Genomic DNA, 23317 nt, shown 5'->3' on the forward strand with positions numbered 1-23317 from the left:
TGCAAACACTAGGTATTGTCTAACCCTAAAGCTCAATCACATCGCCTTTTTCTGGTATTTGCGTATTAATGCCCAGCTCAGCTAATTTTTCTTGTAATGCCAATTGTGCTTCAGACTCACCATGCACTAAATAAATACGCGGCTGACCACCTATTGCCTGCACCCAATTTATGAGCTCAGACTGATCGGCATGAGCAGAAAAACCACCTATCGTATGCACCTTTGTTTTAACAACAATATCTTGGCCAAACAACTTAACTCGGCGCTCTCCATCAACTAAACGTCGGCCTAAGGTGCCCTGAGCTTGAAAGCCAACAAAAATCAGGTGATTAGAGCTTTTCCATAAGTTGTGTTTTAAATGGTGCACGATGCGCCCGCCATTACACATACCGCTACCAGCGATAACAATGGCGCCTTCGGTTACACGATTTATAGCCATAGACTCTTCAACACTTTCAGTAAAACGCAGTATGGGCAATAAATCTTGTAGCTGCATGCTAGGTTTAAAGCCTATAGCTGCAAGATCACTTTGTTCTAAACAACGTAAATACTCATTATAAATACCGGTAATGCTAATCGCCATTGGGCTATCAAGAAATACCACGCGTTGTTTTAACCGGCCTTGGTGATGTAATAAGGCAAGGTAGTATAAAATTTCTTGCGTTCGGCCCAGTGCAAAAGCCGGAATAAACACATTCCCGCCATCTTTATGCGCTTGCTCTAGAGCAGCAGTTAACTCTGCTAGCGAGCTATCAAGGTCCTGATGATTTCGATTACCATAAGTACTTTCCATTAGTACTATATCAGCTTGACCAATTTCAGCAGGGTCATACATTAAAACAGTTGATGGATTACCTAAGTCACCTGAAAACACCAGCTTTCTCATACCTTGGTTGCCTTTAAGCCACAGCTGCACAATGGCTGAACCCAGAATATGCCCTGCATCTGCAAACTCTAATTCTAAGCCAGGTAAAGGCAGAACACGTTTTTTATAAGGTACTGGCTGACACAGTTGTACTGCGCGTTCTGCATCTTGCAACCTGAGCACGGGATCTTGTAGTTTCTTTCCTGCTCTTGCTGCTTTTCGGTTTTGCCATTCCAAATCTTTTAAATACAAATGCACTGAGTCTTTCAATAAAACGGGGAGTAATTCTGCCGTGCCGGGCGTACAAATAATTTTGCCATCAAAACCGCGGGCAACTAATAAAGGTAACAAACCGCTGTGGTCGATATGTGCATGCGATAAAATAACCAAGTCGATATCTTTGGGCTTAAATGCAAAACGAAACTTGTGCCACTCGCGTATTTGGTCTGCGCCCTGCACCATCCCGCAATCGAGCAATATCTGTTTGTTACCTAATTTGATAAGATAGCAAGATCCCGTAACTTGTTGCGCCGCTCCAATAAACTGTAATGTTGCAGATAACGACATACTATATCCTTATTAACCAAACCATCTAGGCTACAGATTATCACTTTTTCTTTTGCTTAACCTGTAACAATCAAGGAACCGAGTATCATGGCTTCAGACCCACACCAACTGCACGACCGCCACCTAGCCTCTGCCAAACAATCCGCTGAGGCTATAGCTAGGTTGCAAGACAATGTATCCTACCGCTTAGCCTTTGCTGATAATGATTTTCTAACACAAGACGAATTACGCCATGTCCGCTTGCAGCTTGAGTATTTAAAGCCACAGATGGTGTTAGAACACCATAATATTAATGCCACCATCGTGGTATTTGGTAGCGCTCGCTTTTTAGCTCCAGAGCAAGCCGAGACAGAAGTGATAAAAGCTAAACAACATTTAGCGCAAAATAATTCAGCAGAAAACCAACTCGCGCTGCGAGCTGCAGAAAAACAATTTCGCAACAGTAAGTATTATAGCGCGTCACAAAAATTTGCCGAGCTCGCTACCCAGTTTAGTTGTGCGAATACCGATTGTGCGATGACGATTATTAGTGGCGGTGGCCCAGGCGTTATGGAAGCAGCGAATCGCGGTGCCATGAATGCCGGCGGTAAGAGTATTGGTTTAAACATTGTTTTACCAAAAGAACAGCAACCTAACCCATACATTACACCAGAGTTTTGTTTTCAGTTTCATTACTTTGCTATTCGTAAAATGCACTTTTTACAACGAGCTCGCGCTCTAGTAGCCTTTCCGGGTGGTTTTGGTACGCTAGATGAACTGTTTGAAACGCTAACCCTGATTCAAACTAAAAAGGCCGAACGGGTACCGGTTATCTTATACGATAAAGCATTTTGGCAGCGCTTAATCAATTTTGACATGTTGGTAGAGGAAGGTTTAATTAACCCTGAAGACATAAACCTGATTCAGTATGCAGAAACCCCTGAAGATGCATGGCAACAAATAACTGAGTTTTATAAACTTAATAAGTAAACGCGCATATATTGGCAACGCTGCCGCTGATCTTAACGCTAACTATATGTTTTAGCTTAACTTCGACTATCAGCGGCTTTTTGTAATAGCTGTTTACTTTCTTGTAAAAATTGCTCAGCCAGTTCACCAAAAAATTGCTGCCCTTTGCCAAACTGTGCCATTAAGCCAGCTTTATCTTTGCTTTCTAACAGCTGCAGCAGTTCATTAAAACGCTGCTGATAACGCTGTAAAAGTGCCGCTACCGCAGAAGATGAAAGCATAATATCGGCATATAGCTCAGCATTTTGTGCGAACAAACGCCCAACCATAGCAAGCTCTAATCGATATATTGGCGAACTTAGTTGTAATAACATTGGCAAGTCTGCTTTTTCGTCAGCCAAATGCACACCATAGGCTAAAGACGAGAAGTGTCGCATTGCCTGAATAAGCTGCATGGCACTATCGTGCTCATGCGCAACTTTTTCAGTTAGCTCTGCTCCCCATACTTTTAGCTGCTCTAGCAACCATTGATACTGCTCAGCGTGTTGGCCATGGCATACCACCACCACCTGCTTAACTAAATTAGTAACATCAGCGCCAAACATTGGGTGCAAGCCAAGCACGGGGCCAGTGTGCTTATTTAGCATCACGTTTAACGGCTGAACTTTAATACTGGTAATGTCTGCCAACACACAATCTTTAGCTAAAGCAGGTAACTGGTTAATTAATTGCTCAGTTAAGGTAATTGGCACTGCCATTAGCACCAGCGCCGCATCAGCACAAATTGCTTTAGCATTAGGCCAGTCTTGCTGCTCTAATATTGCAACCTGATAGCCAGAGCGTTGAAATAAGCTAGCAAACCGAGCACCTAGTGCGCCGCCTCCGCCGACAATAACCACCTTGCCGCCAGTTTTGCGGCAACAAACAAAACCGCTTTCTTGGGTTTGGTATGATTCACGCATTATACGCCGCAGAATATCTTCAGTAAGATCAGCAGATACACCAAGCTGCATCGCTTGTTGCCGCCTTGCCGCAAGCAATTGTTGCTCGCGCTCTGGCACATACACCGGCAGCGCATATTGTTGCTTCACTACGCCAACCTGGGCAGTAACTTGAGCGCGCGCAGCCAGTAGTGCAACTAACTGGCTATCAATACTATCTATTTGCTGGCGTAAAGGCGCTAAGGCTTGCTGAGCTGTTGGCTTAGTCATGTTAGGCTGCAACTACTACGGGTTGCATTTTTTGATGCAAGCTGGCTAGCAACACGGCAGTGGTGTCCCAATCGATACAGGCATCGGTAACTGAAACACCGTATTTTTCTGCTTTGCCATTAGTTAACTCCTGCCGTCCTGCATTAAGGTGGCTTTCTAGCATAATACCAATTATGGCCTCATTACCCGCTTGACGCTGAGCAATAACATTTAATGCTACTTCACCTTGGCGGTTATGATCTTTATTAGAATTGCCGTGGCTACAATCAACCACAATACCACGTGGTAATTTTAGCTTATCTAGTTTAGCCAAGACATCACTAATACTTTGTTCATCGTAATTTGGCGTCACACCGCCGCGCAAAATAATATGGCCATCGGGGTTACCGGCCGTTTGCACTAAGCTCACCTCCCCGCGTTGATTTATACCAATAAAGCTATGGCCACTTGCCGCCGACTGCAAGGCATTAAAAGCGACATTTAAATTACCGTCGGTGCCATTTTTAAAACCAACCGGCATAGATAAACCACTGGCCATTTCACGGTGAGTTTGCGACTCTACTGTACGCGCACCTATAGCAGACCAGCTAATTAAGTCAGATAAATACTGTGGGCTAATCGGGTCTAGCGCTTCGGTCGCCGTTGGTAACTCTAGCTCAACCATTTTTAACAACAGCTCTCGACCCCAGGTTAACCCCGTTTCTAAGTCAAACGAATCATCTAAATGTGGATCATTAATAAAGCCTTTCCAGCCTACCGTAGTACGTGGTTTTTCAAAATACACTCGCATCACGATATATAAGCTGTCTGCATATTGTAGCTGCAGCTGCTTTAGTTTTTTTGCATACTCAATAGCTGCAATTGGATCATGAATTGAACAAGGGCCAGCAACTACCAGTAAACGTTTATCACGGCCATGCACTATGTTGGCAATATCGCGACGAGCAAGTTGCACAAATTTCGCGCCCTGTTCAGATAATGGTAATACCTTTTTTAGTACTGCCGGCGGGCTAAGTGGTTTTGCTGACACCACGCGCAGATCGTCTACTCTTTTACTCATACCACAACCTCAACACCGAGTGTAAACTTTAAATTACACATCGTATTAAATAAATTACAAATGTCGATAATAAAGATCTAAGCAAAGCGCGTCAACCCAATGCAAGCTATTAAAAACAAGATTAAGGCATTTTTTCGCTATGGATATTTTTGTACACAATTACATACAAAATGCGATTAAAATTTCTGCAATAGCTGCTGGTAAGCTTGGCGTAGCAAAATAAATTGCTGTTGATCACCACCTCGATCAGGGTGCAGCTGCAATGCTTTAACCCGATAGGCCTTTTTTAGCTGAAGTAGGTTAAAACTAAGATCAAGTTCCAGCAGGTTTAGTGCCTCTGCCGTTGGTATATAAGTAGTAGAAGATTGACGATTAACATTCTGCCAAAATGCTTGCAGCTGTTGATCCAGTATTTGCTCGGTCATAGCATAAAAATTATGCCAATTAAGGTAGTAAGCACGCCGGCTAGCGTCCGCTTGTTGTTCTGGGGCGTCACTAATGGCTAAACATTGCACTTTGGCTAAGCCAATATTGAGATAGATTTGTTGCTCTAGTATTAGGCTATGTTGTAGACGATATAGCAGATGATACAGCACAAAATGCTGCTGAAACCGCGCCAGATCAGCACTTATTACTTCGTCTGCTTGTAATTTAAGCCCAAGCCGTTGCAATAAATATTGTTCTTCAATCACGCTATTTTCTGGTTGATGCGCCAAAATAAGGCTGTGTAACTGACCTTGTAGCAGGGTAAGAATAGATTCAGCTAAGGGCGCGTTAGATATTGTCATAGCGACACCATGCCAGAAAGAAAAAAGGCCGACAAGTGTCGGCCTTTTAAGAATTGCTTAGTTAAGCTTTTCGCGGATACGCGCTGATCTACCTGAACGATCGCGTAAATAGTAAAGCTTAGCACGGCGAACTGCACCACGACGTTTAACAGTGATGCTGTCTACCATTGGGCTGTGCGTCTGGAATACACGCTCAACACCTTCGCCATTAGAGATCTTACGTACAGTGAACGCAGAATGCAGACCACGGTTGCGCTTAGCAATAACAACGCCTTCGTATGCCTGTAAACGAGTTTTATCACCTTCTTTAACTTTAACTTGAACGATTACAGTATCGCCCGGCGCGAACGCAGGAACGTCTTTCTTTAACTGCTCGTCTTCAAGCATTTTGATAATGTTTTGGCTAACTTTGCTCATAACAATCTCACTTTACCTGGAATTAACTGTCTTGTTGCTGCCCCGTCCGGCACTCTTGCTGATGTTCTTGTTGAAACTCAGCCAGTAACCGTCGTTGCTCCTCAGTCAGAGCCAGGAGATTTAACATATCCGGTCGTCTAAGCCAGGTTCTCCCAAGAGACTGCTTTAAACGCCAGCGTCGTATATTTTCATGGTTACCACTCAGTAATACTGATGGCACCTGTTTATTCGATAACACTTCAGGCCTTGTGTAGTGTGGACAATCAAGCAAACCGGATGCAAAAGAATCCTGTTCAGCTGACTGTTCATGCCCAAGTACACCAGGTACTAAGCGAGAAACTGAATCAATCAGTACCATCGCCGGCAATTCACCGCCACTTAATACGTAATCACCAATTGACCATTCTTCGTCAATTTCGCTTTCAATTACGCGTTCATCAATGCCTTCATAACGGCCAGCTACTAATAGTAGCTTAGAATGTTGCGCCAGTTCAGCTACACCTTGTTGGTCTAGTTTGCGGCCTTGCGGCGACAAATATACCGTGTGTACCTTTCCACCTGCAGCTTGCTTCGCGGCGCGTATCGCGTCACTTAACGGCTGCACCATCATCAGCATACCTGGGCCACCACCATAAGGCCGGTCATCTACTGTGCGATGTTTGTCCGTGGCGTAATCCCGCGGGTTCCAACACTGCAACTGTATAATGCCCTGCTTCACAGCTCGGCTAGTGACCCCATATTGCGTTATTGCTTCGAACATCTGCGGAAATAACGATACAACGCCAATCCACAATTTGTTGTTCTCAGGCATTAAAACGCTGGATCCCAGTCTACGATAATGCGACGCTCGATTAAATCGACACTTTTAATGACAGAAGTCATTAAAAACGGCAACAACCTTTCTTTCTGACCAAATGCATCGGTACGGTTGGCTTTAACCACTAATACGTCGTTAGAACCGGTTTCCATTATGTCGATAACTTCACCTAGGTGATAACCCGCTTCGTTTATTACGGCTAAGCCCATTAGGTCTTTCCAGTAATAATCACCGTCTTCTAACGAAGGCAGTGCGTTGCTGGTTATGGCAATTTCAGCATTTACATAACGCTGAGCCACATCACGATCATTAACGCCGTCCAGTTTTGCTATCAGGCCATTACTATGGCGCTTCCAGCTAGACACTTGCACTGGTTGCCAGCTACCTTGGAATTTTATTTGCCAAGGTGTGTAATCAAAAATCCCTTCCGGGAAGTCGGTGTAAGCGTTAACTTTCAGCCAGCCATTGATACCGTAAACTGCACCAAATTTGCCAAGAACGACTAAATCTTTCTCACTCAAGCTGACTACCCCACACGACCATTTGCTAATTAAGCAGCTGCTTTAGTAGCGTTTTTCACTAAAGTTGTAACGCGATCACTCAGTGAAGCACCTTGTGCTACCCAGTGATTAATGCGGTCTAGGTCCAGACGCAGTTTCTCTTCAGTACCGCCAGCGATTGGGTTAAAGAAACCCACGCGCTCAATAAAGCGGCCGTCACGAGCAAAACGGCTGTCCGCTACCACAACTTGGTAAAATGGACGCTTTTTTGCGCCACCACGTTGTAAACGAATAGTTACCATAAGGCCCTCTAATTTTATCGTTCAGGTTTTAAAAAATAACAACACCTCCAGTCGGACTGAAGGGCTGCAGCATTTTACTGATTTGACGCATAATTGCAAGGCATTTCGGGCTTTGCAGGCAGGGTTTGTCAATATAACGAATAACAGAACCCCTGCCTAATATAAGCAGGGCTTGAAACGCAGAGGAAGCCTAACGCGGCGGCAGTATACCCGGTGGCATTTTGCCGCCCATACCACGCATCATTTTCATTAAGCCGCCTTTACCCGACATTTGCTTCATCATCTTTTGCATCTGGGTAAATTGCTTTAGCAGCTGATTAATATCTTGCACCTGTGTGCCGGAACCTGCCGCAATACGCTTTTTACGTGAGCCTTTTAATAAATCGGGAAATTCGCGCTCTTTTTGCGTCATAGAATTAATAATGGCTTCCATTTTTACAAATTGCTTATCGCCCATTTGATTCATCGCACCTGCTGGCAGGTTTTTCATGCCGGGCAGTTTGTCTAACATTGACATCATGCCACCCATGCCGCGCATTTGTACCAATTGCTCACGAAAATCTTCTAACGAAAAGCCTTTGCCTTTCATTACTTTTTGCGCCATTTTCGCAGCTTTATCTTTATCTACTTTTTGCTCTAGCTCTTCAATTAAGCTAAGCATGTCGCCCATGCCTAAAATGCGCGATGCAATACGATCTGGATGAAACGGCTCAAGAGCATCGGTTTTTTCACCGGTACCAATAAACTTAATGGGCTTGCCCGTTATGTGGCGAATAGACAGCGCTGCACCGCCTCGAGCGTCACCATCGGCTTTAGTTAAAATAACACCGGTAAGTGGCAAAGCATCGTTAAACGCCTTAGCTGTATTGGCCGCATCTTGCCCCGTCATAGCGTCTACAACAAACAACGTTTCAATCGGCTTTACCGCAGCGTGTAAGGCTTTAATTTCATCCATCATTTCGCCGTCGATGTGCAAGCGACCAGCAGTATCTACTAACAACACATCAAAAATACGGGTTCGAGCAAAAGCTATTGCTGCATTAACGATATCAACTGGTTTTTGCGAAATATCACTAGGGAAAAACTCTACACCAACATCTTTGGCCAGCGTTTCTAGCTGTTTAATCGCTGCAGGGCGATAAACGTCGGCCGACACGACCAGCACTTTTTTCTTTTTGCGCTCGGTTAAAAACTTCGCTAATTTAGCAACCGATGTGGTTTTACCGGCACCTTGTAAGCCAGCCATCATTACTACTGCAGGCGGTTGAGTATTTAACGCTAGCTCTTCGTTCGCTTCGCCCATGGCATCTTCAAGCGCTTTACGGACAATTTTTAAAAACTCTTGCCCCGGCGTCAGGCTTTTACTTACTTCAAGGCCGACTGAACGCTCTTTTACTGTAGCAACAAAATCACGCACCACTGGCAAGGCAACGTCAGCTTCAAGCAGCGCCATGCGCACTTCGCGTAGCGTGTCTTTAATATTGTCTTCAGTTAAACGTCCGCGGCCGGTAATGTTTTTTAACGTAGCACTTAAACGATCGGAAAGATTCTCAAACATGGTTTTACACTCAACTGCAATAATGCGTCTGATTATATCAAATACAAACGCTATGCGCAGCCGTTAAGAAACTGTTGCTTCTGATGCTGGGCATATGACGAAAGTTGCAATACAATATCAAACCATTTAAATGAAAGGAAATACCACTGATGTCCACGGCGCTGTTAACTGCACTGGCTTTAATTGCTTACTTGGTTGCCACCGGCTCAGTACTGCTGCGTATTTTCCACCCGCAAGGGCCTCATTTTAAAACTACCTTTACAGCTGCCGTTGTCGGTTTAGTTATCCATATGCTGGTACTGGCAAATATATTATTTACCGCACAAGGCCAAAACTTCAGCCTATTAAATGTTAGCTCATTAGTTTGTTGGTTAATTACTGTCGCAGTAACGCTTACGGCAATGCGCACCCCTACTATTTTACTGTTACCGGTAGTCTACGGTTTTGCCGCACTGGTGCAGCTAGCGGTGCTTACTTTGCCTCACTCGGTACAACTGCAGCATTTCGAACAAGATGTCGGCCTGCTCGTGCATATTATGCTGGCCTTTATTGCCTACGCAATTTTAATGATGGCAATGCTGTATTCATTTCAAGTGAGCTACATTAGCAATAAGCTAAAACAAAAAAACTTTGCCGCCATGACCCGCTATATGCCGCCTTTAGTGCAGGCAGAGGTGCTGCAATTTCGCTTACTAATGGCAGGCACGGCAATATTGGGTTTAGCATTAGTCGTATCCGCACTATTTATGGATAACTGGCTAGCCAAAGAAAACCTGCATAAAAATGTGTTTAGCCTACTTGGTTTTGTGGTATTTGCCATTTTATGTTGGGGCCATGCACGTAAAGGTTGGCGTGGTAAAACAGCAAACATTTTAACTATCACTGGCGCGTCTCTACTCACACTGGGTTACTTTGGTAGCCGTTTTGTACGAGAAGTGCTGCTAAATACACTTTAATCCTTGACTCAACCGACACTTCGTAATATTTAGTACGGGTGTTTGGCAATACAGGTATTTAACTTTTGGACGACATATCAACAAGTACGCTATTTATCATTCTTGGCGTGCTGTTATTCATATCTGCCTATTTCTCCGGATCGGAAACAGGCATGATGTCTGTAAACCCTTATCGTTTAAAACATTTAACAAACGAGAATCATAAGGGTGCCACTAGAGTTAGCGAGCTACTAAAGCGACCTGACCGGTTGATAGGCCTTATCCTTATCGGCAACAATATGGTTAATATCGCCGCTTCAGCTATCGCCACTATCATTGGCATGCGCTTGTATGGCGACCTTGGTATTGCTATAGCAACCGTTGTCTTAACGATGGTCGTGCTGGTGTTCGCAGAAGTAATGCCAAAAACTATAGCGGCGCTGCATCCTGAACGGATCGCATTTCCAAGCTCTGCCTTGCTGAAGTTATTGCTTAAAGTATTTTATCCTCTGGTATGGTTAGTTAACGCTATTACTAACGGTATGCTGGCGATTATGGGTATCAGCTCAGAAAAGCATCAAGGTAATAGTTTAAGCGCTGAAGAATTACGTACCGTGGTACATGAAGCCGGCGCACTGATCCCTGAACAACATCAAAGTATGTTGGTTGGGGTACTCGATTTAGAAAACGCAACCGTTGAAGATATCATGGTACCGCGCAATGAAATTGTGGGTATTGATATTAACGATGAGTGGAAAAACATTGAGCGCCAGCTAGCAAATGTACAATATAGCCGTATTTTGCTGTACCGCGATAGCATTGATGACGCATTAGGCTTTGTGCATCCGCGCGAACTAATGCGTTTGCTAATAAAAGAGCAATTAACTAAAGCTAATTTGATGCGTGCAGTAAGCGAGATTTACTTTATTCCGGATGGTACGCCACTAAGTACTCAATTACTTAAATTTCAGCGCACTAAAGAACGTATCGGCTTAGTAGTAGACGAATATGGCGACATTCAAGGCTTAGTAACACTTGCCGACATATTAGAAGAAGTGGTAGGTGAATTTACGACCGACATTGCCGAAGATAGCCACGAAGATATTAGACAGCAGCCCGATGGCTCTTTCTTAATTGATGGCAGCATTAACTTGCGTGATCTTAACCGTGAAATGCGTTTAGAGTTACCCACCGACGGCCCTAAAACCTTAAATGGTTTAATTCTGGAATACCTAGAAGAAATCCCACATGGTAGCCTTAGTATTCGTCTATCAGGTTACCCAATGGAAGTTATTGATGTGCAAGATAATATGATTAAAACCGTACGTATCTTGCCACTATTAAAAGTGAATTAGTACGATTCAAAAAACCGGCTTTGCCGGTTTTTTTTAAGCTTTTAACCAAAGAACATTCGCCACAGCCAGCCACGTTTTAAGTCTTCTTCACAGCCCTTTAGCTGCCCTGCATACAAGGTTGCACGGCTATCTACTTTCTTTGCTACCTGTATTAACCAACCTTTCTTGTTATAGGTCCCGCGCTTATAGCCACCCCAACCTTCGTGATAGTTAAGGTACTGCGCATAAGCGTCCCATTTTGATACACCGTTTAGGCGCTGACTTTTGCTGATATACCAGCCCATAAAATCGATGGCATCATCAAAGTTATCTCGGCTGGCCCAAAAACGATTCGCTTCTTTAACGTACTCATCCCAAGTAACGGTTTTAGCCTGTGAATAACCATAAGCAGAGCTAGCACGGCCGTAAGGAATAAAACCTAAAAACCAGCGCATGGGTGGTCGAGCATTATGTTTAAAGCTACTTTCTTGATACATCATGCTCATTGGCACATGAATAGGCACGCCCCATTTATCGCGAACTTTTGCGGCGGCATCATACCAACTGCGGTGTTCGGAAAAAATTTCACATAGATTTGAAGTGTTTTTCGGCGGAGGAGTAGCACAACCGCTAAGTAATAAGCTTACTATAGCGGTTGTAATCAGGGGTTTAATAACACGTTGAACTTTATTCATTCGGGTGATTCTAACAAGGTGCACGGATGCAACCAAGTTTTATTCTCCCTAGATATCATTTATGGCTACTTTTAATCAGGTAGCCATTTTTTTATCTTCACATTGCGGCACTTCGGCAAAGTACTGCGTAATATACTGATCAAAATTAACGTCGTCTAGCTGCTCAATATGCTGCTGCTTTAGCAACGATTCTGTCGCTACCGTAACAAGTTGCTGCTCGTTATAATATTGATACGGTTGCTGGGCTAACTGCTGCTTATACTCAGCAGATAATTGTAAAATAAAACTGCCGTTATCTTGCTGCGTGGTCAATAGCTTATGCAGTAATTGGCCAGACAACGTTTGCGCAGGATCTAGCAAACAAATATAAAACTGTTTTAGCGTTGTACTGTAGCTATCAACACCATAAGCAGAGTCTAAATACTGCGCTATTGGCATCATATCGGCAAATAGCTCTTCGGCCCAGTCCAGCATTAGTCGCGGTGTGCCTTGCTGCATAATGTTCAAGTTATTGCGCCGACCTTCGGTAACGACGGTTTTTAAATTTTGCTCAGTAACAATTTGCTCTGCCACCGTCAATTCAGGACTATCTCTTAGCAAGCAGTATAATAAGAAAATATCTAAAAAGCGCATTTGCTCTGCGGTAATGCCGACAGGGCTAAACGGGTTAACGTCTAGCGCGCGCACTTCAATATATTCTACGCCCCGCTTGGCTAAGGCGCAGGTTGGTCGCTCGCCAGACTCGGTAGTGCGTTTGGGCCGGATGGTGGCGTAAAATTCATTTTCAATTTGCAGTATATTGGCATTTAATTGCTGGTACTCGCCGTTAACCTTAACGCCAATCTTTTGATAATCGGCTGATGGTTTGCTAATAGCAGCGTGCAAACCTGAAATGTATTCATCTAAGCTATTATAGGTAATATGCAAGTCAGATTGCGCACTGCTGGTATAACCTAAATCACTCATTCGTAACGATGTCGCATAAGGCAAATACAACGAACCTTTGCCTAGTGACTCGAAGCTGTAGCGGCTTTTTCGTCCTTCTAAGAACGACTTACACATGGCCGGTGAGGCACCAAACAGATAGACAATTAACCAAACATAGCGCTTGTAGTTACGAATAAGTGCCAAATATTGCTCTGAGATAAAATCTTGCAGCTGGCCATCTTGCCCAAGCACTTGTTGGTATTGTTGCCAAAAACTTTGCGAAAACGAAAAGTTAAAGTGCACACCACTAATCGCCTGCATCATGCTACCGTAACGATTAGATAACCCCTTACGATATAGTGTTTTCATCTGTCCAACGTTAGAGCTACCATATTGGGCGAACGGGATCTGTGCTTGATCATTAATAAAACACGGCATACTGCCAGCCCAGAACTGCTCGTCACCAATATTTTTAATAGTGAACCGATGAATATCACTCAACTGCGCCAGCGTAGTATCAATGCTGTCTGTCGCCGGGGTAATAAATTCCAGTAATGACTCAGAAAAGTCGGTTGTGAGCAAAGGATGAGTTAACGCTGATCCTAATGCGATGGCATGCGGCGTTAAGGCTAACTTACCATCTGGTTTTACTCGCAACGTCTCTCGCTCAATACCGCGCCGAATACCCACAATTGCTTTTTTATCAGTTGCTGAATTCAGCTTTGCCAGACGTTGTTGTAAAATTGGGTCCAAGATAATTCCTTATTGGTGCTCGAGTGAGTTAAAATTGGGGGCGTTACGCAAAAACTCAAGACCGAGATTTACTTTAGCCTGCTATTTACGGTTGAACAATCAATTATTACCCCGACTAACGAGCGGTGTAGTAAAACCGCCGGATTTCAAGCTGTAATTGCACCTTTACTGATTTACAATCTACCTATTAGGTAGTAATCCAAATTTCTAAGTCAATAATATGAATCGTCGTAATAAACACATAATAAATGAAGAAGTTGTATACGGTAAAGAACAGGAATTGGTTTCAACCACTGACTTGCGCGGTGTAATTACTTATGCCAACCCCGCATTTTGTGCAGTATCTGGCTTTAGCGCTGAAGAGTTAGTAGGTAAAAACCATAATATTGTTCGCCATCCCGATATGCCAGCTGCAGCCTTTGCCGATTTATGGCAAAAGCTTAAGCAAGGTCAATCGTGGCGGGGTTTAGTAAAGAACCGTTGTAAAGATGGCCGCTATTATTGGGTTGATGCCTTTGTTACACCTATTTACCAACAACATAAGCTTATAGGTTATCAGTCGGTACGGATAAAAGCCGACGCCAAGTTAATTGTCCGTGCCGATAAGAGTTACCCACAAATAGCTGCAGGTAAAATTCCCTCTGATTGGCGCAGCCAGTTTATGCGTAAGCGCATACTAGCGCTTACAGCTAGCCTACTATTAGCCGCTGGCGGCAGTGCACTTTTTGGCAGCCATTTTTTACTTGCATTATTATTGCCCATGGTTTGGGCTTTATGCTGCTTTGACGAACTGTTTATAATTCCTAATAAATTACAGCAAACTAAATTACAGTTTGATAGCGTGTCGCGCTGGATTTACTCGGGTTTTGGCCCGTACGGTATTGTCGATTTTCAACAACAAATGGCGCAAGCAAGGTTACATACCATTTTAGGCCGCACCCTGGATAGCACAACCGCACTAAGAACCATTGCCGAAACGCAAGCCGAAGCCGTGCACCTAACCGAACAAGGCATTAATCAGCAGCACGACAGATTAAAGCGTATTGTCGCAGCAACCTCTGAGCTGTATAGCACAGTGCAAGAAATTGCTGGCCGTACTCAAGATACGCATCAACAAGTTAATAATACCCATCAAATTTGCCAGAATGCCAGAATCAGCATGCAGCAAACGGCGAATACGGTGAAGCAGCTCGCCACTGAGGTACAAGGCGCTGCGGCAACGGCAGATAGCTTAGCAGTAGAAGCCGAGCGTATTGGTGCGGTAATGAGCGAAATTCAAGGTATAGCTGATCAAACTAACTTACTTGCATTAAATGCGGCCATTGAAGCCGCGCGTGCCGGTGAACATGGCCGCGGTTTTGCTGTAGTGGCGGATGAAGTAAGAGCATTGTCATCGCGCACGCACAACGCAACTGAACAAATTAAGCAATCAATTGGTGAAATTCAACAAACCTTATTAAGTTGGGGCAAAGTGATGCTGAACAGCCGGCAAAGAGTTGAGGTTTGCGTTGAAGAAACTGAGCATAGCCAACAGCAGCTAGCTGATATTTCTCGCATGATTGATCATATTGCCCAGTTATCGTCACAAATTACTACAGCAGCTACACAGCAAGGTGCGGTAGCGCAAGATGTGCAACAAAGCGTTGAACAAATACAGCAGATTGCGCAAAGTAACCTAAGTAATATTCAGGTAGTTGCTGATAACAGCCATGCGTTACAACAACAAGCTGGTGCCATTGCTGATTTAAATAAGAGTTTTAGCTAAAAAAAAAGCCGGGGTACATACCAATGCCCCGGCTTTTTTATATTTGTATCTCGATTAAGCGTTGTCAATACAGCTTTGCAAGCAAGGCATACTACTCTGGCTTATCGGTATTTTTCTCTGCAGTATTGTTTTCAGCGTCGGCTTCGTTATCAGTTACATCATCAACAAAATCTGCATCATCTGAATCACCAACGATATGCTCTAACTTTAATTTTCGTACACTGCGTATCGTGGTAATTGGCCCCGAACACGCGTAAATTAAGAAAATACCAAATAACATTTCAGCTGGACGATACGCGATAACAACGAAAGTTAGCACAACCAATAAGATAGCTAAAAATGACACTCTATCGCGCCAGTTAATATCTTTAAATGAATTATAACGGAAGTTACTTACCATCAGCAAACCAGACACAATGGTAATAATGCCGACAATATATCCATATTGATGACCATTAAAATCATAGCTACTGCCAGTCCAAACCATGCCTGCAACTAAAGCCGCAGCTGCTGGACTAGCCAAACCTTGAAAGAAACGCCCATCGGTAACACCTAAATTTGCATTAAAGCGAGCTAAACGCAGTGCAGCACAAGCCACAAACACGAAGGCGGCTAGCCAACCAAATTTACCTAAGCTTGATAAACCCCAATTATAAGCAATTAGCGCTGGCGCGACACCGAATGACAACATGTCAGACATACTATCGTACTGTGCACCAAACTCACTTTGGGTATTGGTAAGCCGTGCCACGCGACCGTCTAGGCCATCAAATATCATGGCAATAAAAACCGCAATCGCCGCATTGATAAAATATTCATTTGCCAATACTGCGTCAGCACCCGCAAGACGACCTTGCATTGATGCCACAATGGCATAAAAACCAGAAAATAAACCACCTGTTGTTAGCAAGTTAGGTAATAAGAAAATACCCTTACGTGGGGCGGTATCGTTCATTTTTGACTCGTTCATAAAGCAACTTCTGCGTTGTGTAATTACAGTGGATTATAAGTGACATACCTTAACATGAATAGCCTAATGGCAAAAGTGACCGCATTGCGGTCACTTTTTATTCTATGGTTACTTAACTTCTGCAGTGCTTGGTTTAAGTAGCTTGGGGTTTATTACTCACAACAAACTTTTCACCGTTATGATCTAGTACTACTGTGCTGCCTGGAGGCACATCGCCTTGCAATAATGCCTGAGCTAACGGGTTTTCTAAATGTTGCTGAATTGCCCGTTTTAATGGCCGTGCACCATATAAAGGGTCAAAACCTATTTCCGCCAATTTATCTAGCGCTGCATCAGTAATACTGAAGTGATACTGACGCTCTGCCAAACGTTGCTCTAATCGCGCCAGCTGAATTTTCGCAATACTGTGTATTTGCTTACTATCCAGCGGATGAAATACCACGGTTTCATCTAAACGGTTTAAAAACTCTGGCCTGAACTGTTTAGACAATACCTCCATTAACATGTCTTTCATTTGATTATGGCTATATTCAAGATAGTGCTCTTGAATTAAATCAGAACCCAAGTTTGACGTCATAATAATTACGGTATTTTTAAAATCTACCGTACGGCCTTGACCATCAGTTAAGCGGCCATCGTCCAGTACCTGTAGTAAAATATTAAACACATCTGGATGCGCTTTTTCTACTTCATCTAGCAGGATAACTGAATAGGGCTTACGCCTAACGGCTTCAGTTAAATAGCCACCCTCTTCATAGCCCACGTAGCCTGGTGGGGCACCCACTAAGCGTGATACCGCATGCTTTTCCATAAACTCCGACATGTCGATACGCACCATGGCATCGGGGTTATCAAACAAAAAAGCAGCAAGTGTTTTGCTTAATTCGGTTTTACCCACCCCGGTTGGCCCTAAAAATAGGAACGAACCTATAGGTCTATTCGGGTCAGACAAACCCGCACGTGAGCGCCGTATAGCATGAGCCACCGCTGTTACCGCTTCATCTTGGCCTATTACTTTTTCGTGTAATACCTGCTCCATCCGCAGTAATTTATCGCGTTCGCCCTCTAGCATCTTACTTACTGGAATACCGGTAGCTTTAGACAACACGTCGGCTATTTCTTGCTCGGTTACTTTATTACGCAATAACGGGTTTTCATGCATTTCGGCTTGTGACGCTAAATCGAGCTTTTTTTCTAGCTCAGGTATACGACCATATTGCAGCTCTGACATACGTTGTAAATCACTGGCGCGGCGTGAAACTTCTAAATCTAACCGAGCCTGCTCTAACTCAGCTTTTATATGCTGCGTACCTTGTAAGGCAGCTTTCTCTGATACCCAAATTTCATCTAGCTCGTTGTATTTAACTTCTAGCTCGCTAATTTGCTCCTGAATTATCTCACGCCGTTTTTTCGTGGCTTCATCGGTTTCTTTAGCCAGCGCGTTATCTTCTAGCTTTAACTGAATAATACGTCGCTCTAAACGGTCAAGCTCTTCAGGCTTAGAATCCATTTGCATACGAATACTCGACGCCGCTTCGTCTATCAGATCGATAGCCTTATCAGGTAATTGCCGGTCTGAAATATAACGATGCGATAAGGTTGCTGCAGCAACAATTGCTGTATCAGTAATTTCTACTGCATGGTGTAACTCATAGCGCTCTTTTAAACCGCGCAATATAGCGATAGTGTCTTCAACGGTAGGTTCTTCTACCAATACCTTTTGAAAACGACGCTCTAAAGCGGCATCCTTTTCAATGTATTTACGGTATTCATCAAGCGTAGTGGCGCCAAGGCAATGCAATTCACCGCGCGCTAATGCGGGTTTTAACATGTTGCCAGCATCCATAGCTCCTTCGGCTTTACCAGCGCCGACCATGGTATGAATTTCATCAATAAATAAAATAACTTGGCCTTCTTCTTTGGCCAGTTCATTGAGTACCGCTTTTAAACGTTCTTCAAACTCGCCACGATATTTAGCGCCGGCTAGCAGAGATCCCATATCTAGCGATAATACCCGCTTGCCTTTTAAGCCCTCGGGAACTTCATTGTTAATAATACGCTGTGCCAGCCCTTCGACTATGGCGGTTTTACCCACACCTGGCGCGCCAATTAGCACGGGGTTATTTTTGGTGCGCCGCTGCAACACTTGAATACAGCGACGAATTTCTTCGTCACGACCAATAACAGGGTCTAATTTTCCTGCTTCTGCCCTTGCCGTTAAATCGATAGTGTACTTGGTTAGCGCTTGACGCGTATCTTCTGCATTGGCATCGTCAACCTTTTGTCCACCACGCATTTGCTCAACCGCTTGCTCTACGCTTTCTTTGCTTACGCCAATTAAACGTAAAATTTTGCCTAAATCCGATTTATCGTCCGTTGCTGCTAAGACAAATAATTCACTGGAAATAAATTGATCTTTACGCTTTTGCGCCAACTTGTCGCACTGTTGTAATAGCTGTGCGGTAGCTGACGATAGCTGTAAATTAGCGCCCTCACCTTCAACCCGTGGTAAGCGGTCAATAGCTTGGCTAACCTTAGAGCGTAATTCATTAAAGTTAATGGCTAAGCGATTAAGCAATTCGCGCACCGTGCCGCCTTCTTGGTTAAGTAAGGCAAACATTAAATGTACAGGCTCAATAAATTGCTGATCACGACCCAACGCTAGCGATTGCGCATCGGCTATCGCTTCTTGAAACTTACTGGTGAATTTTTCTAGACGCATTTACGCCTCCTATAACCACAGTGCTGATGTGTTATAAGATTGGGTGTTGCTGGCGGAAATTCAAGCAGCTAAACGTCAAAAATTTGACTTGGATCAGTCTAACCAAATCGAACTGGCCATACGGCCGGTTTGTCCGTCACGACGGTAAGAAAAAAATAGTGAGTTTTGTTGATGAGTGCAGTAATAGCCACCATATATTTGCCGAACACCGCGTTGTAACAAACGCTGGCGCGCTAACAGATACAAATTAGCTAACCATTTACCATTAGCAGCCGGTTGAAACGCTAACTCTGCCTCTGTAGCTTGGGCAATAAAAGCAGCGCGTACTTCAACGCCAATTTCAAAAGCAGTAGGCCCAATTGCCGGCCCCAAGTACACCATAACTTCGGCTGGTTGGGCAAAATGCGCCAAGGTGTTTTCAATAATGCCATTACACAAACCGCGCCAGCCAGCGTGCACTGCCGCAACACGGCTACCTGTGCTGTCACAGAGCAATATAGGTAAGCAATCGGCGGTCATTACTGTGCTAACCACGCCTTTAGCACTAGTTATGCTAGCATCGGCGGTAATAATAGAATTATTCTGCGCCAACAACTCTACTACTTCAGTGCCATGCACCTGATTTAACCACACCGGTGCTGATGGCATTTGTGCTAATTGCTGGTAACGCAAGCGGTTTTCCAGCACATGCTCGGCGTTATCAGCCACATGCTCGCCTAGGTTAAGGCTGGCATAAACGCCCTCGGAGCAACCGCCTTGGCGTGTGCTGCAAACCGCATGCACATTTTTCGGTGCTGGCCAGTTGGGTTTAAGTAATAACGTATTAGCTGACATTTTCGATTAAACGTAATCTAAGCCATGCTCAACCGTATCAGCTCTAAGCGCCGCATTTAACTGCACCATGTCATCAGGTAACGGTGCATGCCACTCTAAAATTTCTAAGGTTATCGGGTGGGCTAAACGCAACATTACCGCGTGTAGCGCTTGACGTTTAAAGCCACGCAATACCGTTAGCAAATGCTCATCAGCTTTGCGCGGAGGTCTTGGCCGGCCAGCATACACCGGGTCGCCAACTAGCGGGTGATTAGCAAACGTCATATGCACACGAATTTGGTGAGTACGACCAGTTTCTAAACGTAAACGTAAACGCGTATGGGCGCGGTATTTTTCCATGACACGAAAATGCGTGGTAGCTGGTTTACCCGACTGAGTAACCGCCATATGTGTACGCTTAGTGGCATGACGGCCTATAGGCTCATCTATTGTGCCGCCTCCGGTCATGCTGCCATGACAAACAGCTTCGTATTCACGCGTTATTTCGCGCGCCTGCATGGCTTCAACCAAATGGGTTTGTGCTGGTATCGTTTTCGCAATAACCATTAAACCGGTGGTATCTTTATCTAAGCGATGCACAATACCCGCACGAGGCACTTCGGCAATACTAGGGCAATGGTGTAATAGCGCGTTTAACAAGGTGCCATCGGCGTTACCCGCTCCAGGATGCACGACCAAACCCGCCGGTTTATTAATCACCATGATGTGTTCATCTTCAAACACAATATTTAGCTCAATAGGTTCTGCTTCAAAGCGCACTTCGTCTGGGATCTCTGCCAGAATGTCAATTTGCTCACCGCCAAGCACTTTTTCCCGTGGTTTATTATGCAATACGCCATCAACCTGCACGGCATCGGCTAAAATCCACTCTTTTATTCGTGAACGCGAATAATCGGGGAACATTTCGGCCAGAACCTGATCTAAGCGTTTACCAAAAAGATGGTCTGGTACAATTTCTGAAAGTTTTAGCTGTTTTGTCATAACGGAAGCAGTTATCCTGTGTGCAACCCCGGCAGGTCTGGGGTAAAATCGCAATAAGGTGTATTTTAGCGATTTTACGTCAGACTAGACAGCCATTTAGCTCAAGTAGTAACGGATTTTTAAATGAAAGTGAATTTTTTAGTGATTTTTCTGCTAGCAATGACATTAACTGCCTGTGCTGGTAAACCAAAAGACGACCCAAATGCTATTCAAACAGCGCAAACCATGTACCAGCAAGCCAAAGAGGTGCTGGATAATGGGTTATATAACCGCGCCATTGACTTGCTAACGACGGTAGAAAGTCGTTATCCATTTGGCCCATTAGCGCGCCAAGTGCAACTCGATTTAATTTACGCCCATTACAAAGTGGGTAATACACCAAAAGCTCTGGCCGGTATCGACCGTTTTATTCGGCTTAACCCGAATCACCCTGAGTTAGATTATGTATATTACATGCGCGGTTTAAGTAACCTGCAGGCGGATGAAAATGCGCTGCACAATATCGTAGGTATTGACCGTGCAGATAGAGACCTTGCCAGCACCCGCCAAGCATTTGATGATTTTAAAACGATGCTAACCAGCTTTCCGCAAAGTAAATATGCGCCAGAAGCAAAAAAACGCATGTTAAGTATTAAAGATACTCTAGCACGCCATGAATTAATTATTGCTGACTACTATATGCGTCGCGGTGCTTATTTAGCCGCAGCAAATCGCGGTAAGTATATTGTAGAATTTTATCGCGACTCACCAATGGTAGAGCAAGCGTTAGAAATTATGGTTGAAAGCTACGACAAGCTGGGTTTAGCGAAACTAAAAGATGATACTTATCAAGTGTTAAAGCTTAATTTCCCGCGAAACAGTAAGTTTTAATACCGATATTAAAGAACCGCTTTAATTTTGTTACGACGAATTAAAGCGGTTCTTTAGCTTAAATTGCTTCTAGTGCTTCTGACAATTTTGTTACCGCAATAACTTCCATGCCGGCAATTGGCTCTTTCGGGCAATTAGCCGCGGGCACTATGGCACGTTTAAAACCATGCTTAGCCGCCTCACGCAAACGTTCTTGCCCGCTTGGCACTGGGCGAATTTCACCGGCTAGGCCTACTTCACCAAACACGACTAAATCGTTGGGCAAGGGTTTATCACGAAAACTAGATACTAGTGCTAATAATGTCGCTAAATCGGCGCTGGTTTCGTTTACCTTAACCCCACCTACCACGTTGACAAATACATCTTGATCAGCCATTTGAATGCCCGCATGGCGGTGCATTACCGCAAGTAGCATCGAAATTCTATTTTGCTCCATACCTAGGGTAACGCGGCGTGGGTTATTCAATGGCGAATGGTCTACCAAACCTTGAATTTCAACTAATAGCGGGCGAGTACCTTCCCATAACACCATGACAATGCTGCCAGATTGATCTTCTTTACCACGCGTTAAGAATATTGCTGACGGATTTTTAACTTCTTTCATACCGTGCTCAGTCATGGCAAATACGCCCAACTCGTTAATCGCACCAAAACGATTTTTAGTACCACGCAAAGTACGATAACGGTTATCACTGTCGCCATCTAGCATTACCGAGCAATCGATGCAGTGTTCTAGCACCTTGGGGCCAGCTAACGAACCATCTTTTGTTACATGCCCGACCATAATAATGGCGATATTATGTTGTTTAGCAAAACGGGTTAAATACGCCGCACTTTCACGTACTTGCGACACACTACCAGGTGCTGATTGAATGTCAGCTAATTGCATTACCTGAATAGAGTCAATGACCATAATGCGTGGTTTTTCTTGCTCAGCCAAATGACAAATGGTTTCAATGTTGGTTTCTGCCAACATATTTACGTTAGCCGTGGGTAGTTTCAGCCGCTTAGCACGCATAGCCACTTGCTGAAGTGATTCTTCACCAGTGACATAGAGCACGCCGCCAGCACCGGCTAAACCACACATAATTTGTAACAGTAAGGTACTTTTACCCGCACCTGGATGGCCACCAATTAAAATGGCCGAACCAGGTACAATACCGCCACCGAGCACGCGGTCGAACTCCGCAAAACCACTGCTAAAACGCGGCACAGCTTGTAAATCAACCTGATCTAGCGGAATAACTTTTGCTACCGTTGCACCAGCATACCCTGTGCTTCTGTTTGATTTGGTACTGTTAGTACCTAAGCGCACTTCACTTACCGTATTCCAAGCACCGCACTCGGTGCACTGCCCCTGCCAGCGCATAAAATCTGCACCGCAGTCGGTACAAACATAAGCCGTTTTAACTTTTGCCATAATTTATTTTCTCAAACTAAATGAAAGGCATGGATATTGCTTTTCAATTTGTAACAACGTAGCGTACTACGGATTATA

Annotated in this window: 21 protein-coding genes; 5 read left to right on the forward strand and 16 right to left on the reverse strand. The window is 44.2% G+C overall.

Annotated features, from left to right (window positions below):
* Positions 1-25 precede the first annotated feature (25 nt).
* Positions 26-1432 carry an MBL fold metallo-hydrolase gene (locus MN199_RS09010; protein ID WP_335739176.1) on the reverse strand — a complete coding sequence of 469 codons (1407 nt, stop codon included), beginning with the start codon at positions 1430-1432 and terminating at the stop codon, positions 26-28.
* A gap of 87 nt (positions 1433-1519) precedes the next feature.
* Between MN199_RS09010 and MN199_RS09015 the strand changes: the two genes are divergently transcribed.
* Positions 1520-2401 carry an LOG family protein gene (locus MN199_RS09015; RefSeq protein ID WP_335739177.1) on the forward strand — a complete coding sequence of 294 codons (882 nt, stop codon included), beginning with the start codon at positions 1520-1522 and terminating at the stop codon, positions 2399-2401.
* Between the two features lie 56 nt (positions 2402-2457).
* On the opposite strand, the gene tyrA is transcribed toward MN199_RS09015, so the two are convergent.
* The 8 genes from tyrA to ffh all read right to left on the reverse strand — a co-directional run bounded on the left by tyrA (position 2458) and on the right by ffh (position 9033).
* A complete protein-coding gene (gene tyrA / locus MN199_RS09020) occupies positions 2458-3591 on the reverse strand; it encodes a bifunctional chorismate mutase/prephenate dehydrogenase (protein WP_132584540.1) in 1134 nt (377 codons plus the stop codon).
* 1 nt (position 3592) lies between these two features.
* Positions 3593-4651 carry a 3-deoxy-7-phosphoheptulonate synthase gene (locus tag MN199_RS09025; protein ID WP_132584542.1) on the reverse strand — a complete coding sequence of 353 codons (1059 nt, stop codon included), beginning with the start codon at positions 4649-4651 and terminating at the stop codon, positions 3593-3595.
* A 176-nt stretch (positions 4652-4827) separates the two neighbouring features.
* Complete coding sequence (locus tag MN199_RS09030) at positions 4828-5439, reverse strand: DNA-J related domain-containing protein (RefSeq protein ID WP_335739178.1); 612 nt, start codon at positions 5437-5439, stop codon at positions 4828-4830.
* A 57-nt stretch (positions 5440-5496) separates the two neighbouring features.
* On the reverse strand, positions 5497-5856 hold the full coding sequence (rplS, locus tag MN199_RS09035; protein ID WP_132584546.1) for a 50S ribosomal protein L19: 360 nt from the start codon (positions 5854-5856) through the stop codon (positions 5497-5499).
* Positions 5857-5878: 22 nt separating this feature from the next.
* Complete coding sequence (trmD, locus tag MN199_RS09040; protein WP_132584548.1) at positions 5879-6667, reverse strand: tRNA (guanosine(37)-N1)-methyltransferase TrmD; 789 nt, start codon at positions 6665-6667, stop codon at positions 5879-5881.
* Entirely contained in the window at positions 6667-7194 is a 528-nt protein-coding gene (gene rimM, locus MN199_RS09045) for a ribosome maturation factor RimM (RefSeq protein ID WP_335739179.1), read from the reverse strand. Before rimM ends, trmD begins: the two co-directional genes overlap by 1 nt.
* A 29-nt stretch (positions 7195-7223) precedes the next feature.
* The gene (gene rpsP, locus MN199_RS09050; RefSeq protein ID WP_132584552.1) at positions 7224-7475 is read right to left on the reverse strand and encodes a 30S ribosomal protein S16; all 252 of its coding nucleotides are present in this window, start codon (positions 7473-7475) and stop codon (positions 7224-7226) included.
* A 190-nt stretch (positions 7476-7665) separates the two neighbouring features.
* The gene (gene ffh / locus MN199_RS09055; protein ID WP_132584554.1) at positions 7666-9033 is read right to left on the reverse strand and encodes a signal recognition particle protein; all 1368 of its coding nucleotides are present in this window, start codon (positions 9031-9033) and stop codon (positions 7666-7668) included.
* 149 nt (positions 9034-9182) lie between these two features.
* On the opposite strand from ffh, the gene MN199_RS09060 reads away from it, so the two are divergent.
* Together MN199_RS09060 and MN199_RS09065 are read left to right on the forward strand one after the other, a co-directional pair.
* Positions 9183-9989 (forward strand): cytochrome C assembly family protein, encoded by an 807-nt coding sequence (locus MN199_RS09060; RefSeq protein ID WP_132584556.1) that lies wholly within the window; start codon positions 9183-9185, stop codon positions 9987-9989.
* 65 nt (positions 9990-10054) lie between these two features.
* A complete protein-coding gene (locus MN199_RS09065; protein WP_132584558.1) occupies positions 10055-11323 on the forward strand; it encodes an HlyC/CorC family transporter in 1269 nt (422 codons plus the stop codon).
* Between the two features lie 41 nt (positions 11324-11364).
* Here the strand turns inward: MN199_RS09065 and MN199_RS09070 are convergent, their stop codons facing one another.
* Both MN199_RS09070 and gshA read right to left on the reverse strand, forming a co-directional pair.
* Complete coding sequence (locus MN199_RS09070) at positions 11365-11997, reverse strand: transglycosylase SLT domain-containing protein (protein WP_132584560.1); 633 nt, start codon at positions 11995-11997, stop codon at positions 11365-11367.
* A 75-nt stretch (positions 11998-12072) separates the two neighbouring features.
* Positions 12073-13677, reverse strand: coding sequence for a glutamate--cysteine ligase (gene gshA, locus MN199_RS09075; protein ID WP_132584562.1), 1605 nt, complete (start codon positions 13675-13677; stop codon positions 12073-12075).
* A 220-nt stretch (positions 13678-13897) separates the two neighbouring features.
* Here gshA and MN199_RS09080 point away from each other — a divergent pair, with 220 nt between their 5' ends.
* Positions 13898-15442 carry a methyl-accepting chemotaxis protein gene (locus tag MN199_RS09080; protein ID WP_335739180.1) on the forward strand — a complete coding sequence of 515 codons (1545 nt, stop codon included), beginning with the start codon at positions 13898-13900 and terminating at the stop codon, positions 15440-15442.
* A gap of 91 nt (positions 15443-15533) precedes the next feature.
* On the opposite strand, the gene pssA is transcribed toward MN199_RS09080, so the two are convergent.
* From pssA to rluD, 4 genes are all read right to left on the reverse strand, one after another.
* Positions 15534-16412: a CDP-diacylglycerol--serine O-phosphatidyltransferase gene (gene pssA / locus MN199_RS09085; RefSeq protein WP_335739181.1), complete on the reverse strand. Its 879-nt coding sequence runs from the start codon at positions 16410-16412 to the stop codon at positions 15534-15536.
* Between the two features lie 133 nt (positions 16413-16545).
* Positions 16546-19134: an ATP-dependent chaperone ClpB gene (gene clpB, locus MN199_RS09090; RefSeq protein WP_132584568.1), complete on the reverse strand. Its 2589-nt coding sequence runs from the start codon at positions 19132-19134 to the stop codon at positions 16546-16548.
* A gap of 93 nt (positions 19135-19227) precedes the next feature.
* On the reverse strand, positions 19228-19968 hold the full coding sequence (gene pgeF, locus MN199_RS09095; protein WP_132584570.1) for a peptidoglycan editing factor PgeF: 741 nt from the start codon (positions 19966-19968) through the stop codon (positions 19228-19230).
* Between the two features lie 6 nt (positions 19969-19974).
* The gene (gene rluD, locus MN199_RS09100; protein ID WP_132584572.1) at positions 19975-20949 is read right to left on the reverse strand and encodes a 23S rRNA pseudouridine(1911/1915/1917) synthase RluD; all 975 of its coding nucleotides are present in this window, start codon (positions 20947-20949) and stop codon (positions 19975-19977) included.
* 123 nt (positions 20950-21072) lie between these two features.
* On the opposite strand from rluD, the gene MN199_RS09105 reads away from it, so the two are divergent.
* Positions 21073-21819: an outer membrane protein assembly factor BamD gene (locus MN199_RS09105; protein WP_132584574.1), complete on the forward strand. Its 747-nt coding sequence runs from the start codon at positions 21073-21075 to the stop codon at positions 21817-21819.
* A 58-nt stretch (positions 21820-21877) separates the two neighbouring features.
* Here the strand turns inward: MN199_RS09105 and radA are convergent, their stop codons facing one another.
* Positions 21878-23239: a DNA repair protein RadA gene (gene radA, locus MN199_RS09110; protein ID WP_132584576.1), complete on the reverse strand. Its 1362-nt coding sequence runs from the start codon at positions 23237-23239 to the stop codon at positions 21878-21880.
* Positions 23240-23317 lie beyond the last annotated feature (78 nt).

Source organism: Rheinheimera metallidurans (genome assembly GCF_036983985.1).
GTDB classification, from domain to species: domain Bacteria; phylum Pseudomonadota; class Gammaproteobacteria; order Enterobacterales; family Alteromonadaceae; genus Alishewanella; species Alishewanella metallidurans.

Coding starts and splice junctions, on each gene's coding strand:
- trmD (WP_132584548.1), bottom strand. CDS start 6,667: ATGCCTGAGAACAACAAATTGTGGATTGGCGTTGTATCGTTATTTCCG.
- ffh (WP_132584554.1), bottom strand. CDS start 9,033: ATGTTTGAGAATCTTTCCGATCGTTTAAGTGCTACGTTAAAAAACATT.
- MN199_RS09070 (WP_132584560.1), bottom strand. CDS start 11,997: ATGAATAAAGTTCAACGTGTTATTAAACCCCTGATTACAACCGCTATA.
- pssA (WP_335739181.1), bottom strand. CDS start 16,412: ATGAACGAGTCAAAAATGAACGATACCGCCCCACGTAAGGGTATTTTC.
- rluD (WP_132584572.1), bottom strand. CDS start 20,949: ATGACAAAACAGCTAAAACTTTCAGAAATTGTACCAGACCATCTTTTT.
- rpsP (WP_132584552.1), bottom strand. CDS start 7,475: ATGGTAACTATTCGTTTACAACGTGGTGGCGCAAAAAAGCGTCCATTT.
- MN199_RS09080 (WP_335739180.1), top strand. CDS start 13,898: ATGAATCGTCGTAATAAACACATAATAAATGAAGAAGTTGTATACGGT.
- MN199_RS09105 (WP_132584574.1), top strand. CDS start 21,073: ATGAAAGTGAATTTTTTAGTGATTTTTCTGCTAGCAATGACATTAACT.
- MN199_RS09010 (WP_335739176.1), bottom strand. CDS start 1,432: ATGTCGTTATCTGCAACATTACAGTTTATTGGAGCGGCGCAACAAGTT.
- pgeF (WP_132584570.1), bottom strand. CDS start 19,968: ATGTCAGCTAATACGTTATTACTTAAACCCAACTGGCCAGCACCGAAA.
- MN199_RS09015 (WP_335739177.1), top strand. CDS start 1,520: ATGGCTTCAGACCCACACCAACTGCACGACCGCCACCTAGCCTCTGCC.
- radA (WP_132584576.1), bottom strand. CDS start 23,239: ATGGCAAAAGTTAAAACGGCTTATGTTTGTACCGACTGCGGTGCAGAT.
- clpB (WP_132584568.1), bottom strand. CDS start 19,134: ATGCGTCTAGAAAAATTCACCAGTAAGTTTCAAGAAGCGATAGCCGAT.
- MN199_RS09025 (WP_132584542.1), bottom strand. CDS start 4,651: ATGAGTAAAAGAGTAGACGATCTGCGCGTGGTGTCAGCAAAACCACTT.
- MN199_RS09030 (WP_335739178.1), bottom strand. CDS start 5,439: ATGACAATATCTAACGCGCCCTTAGCTGAATCTATTCTTACCCTGCTA.
- MN199_RS09060 (WP_132584556.1), top strand. CDS start 9,183: ATGTCCACGGCGCTGTTAACTGCACTGGCTTTAATTGCTTACTTGGTT.
- rplS (WP_132584546.1), bottom strand. CDS start 5,856: ATGAGCAAAGTTAGCCAAAACATTATCAAAATGCTTGAAGACGAGCAG.
- tyrA (WP_132584540.1), bottom strand. CDS start 3,591: ATGACTAAGCCAACAGCTCAGCAAGCCTTAGCGCCTTTACGCCAGCAA.